This window comes from Thermococcus sp. MAR1, assembly GCF_012027305.1.
Taxonomy (GTDB): Archaea; Methanobacteriota_B; Thermococci; order Thermococcales; family Thermococcaceae; genus Thermococcus.
On the sequence record NZ_SNUF01000023.1, the window covers coordinates 1 to 415 of the forward strand.

Genomic DNA, 415 nt, shown 5'->3' on the forward strand with positions numbered 1-415 from the left:
GGAGATGTTTAAATTTCCCCGGAAATACCAGATGTCCGATTTCCGGATAAGATTTTAAAATACTACTCTTATCAATAAGTTGACCGATGAATCTTGTAGCATTGAAATGAGAATCTTTTGCAATAAACGCATGAATTCCTTTTAAGTCTTTTTTAGCTTGTTCAGTAAAGATTAAACTTACCATTCAGCAATTATTTTTCTCATTTCTTCTTCGGTATAAACATTTCCATCCTCAATATCTTTTAATCCCTGCTCAATTTTTTCTAGCAAAACAATTTCTTCCAACACCTCATCAATACTGGCAAATTCTGTTTGAGGCATTGCCTGAATTGTTTCTATAATTTGAGTTTTAGTAATTGGCATAACTATAAGTTTCTAAACGAATTTACAACTAATTATTACTGTAATAGTGAAT

General features: G+C 30.6%; 2 protein-coding genes. Both read right to left on the minus strand.

Going from position 1 to position 415, the window contains the following annotated elements; all coding sequences use genetic code 11:
* Positions 1 to 184, minus strand: a 184-nt coding sequence (locus tag E3E25_RS11370; protein WP_167893416.1) for a type II toxin-antitoxin system RelE/ParE family toxin, incomplete at its 3' end; no start/stop codon positions are given.
* The gene (locus E3E25_RS11375; RefSeq protein WP_167893417.1) at positions 178 to 363 is read right to left on the minus strand and encodes a hypothetical protein; all 186 of its coding nucleotides are present in this window, start codon (positions 361 to 363) and stop codon (positions 178 to 180) included. The genes E3E25_RS11370 and E3E25_RS11375, both read right to left, overlap by 7 nt.
* Positions 364 to 415: the final 52 nt, after the last annotated feature.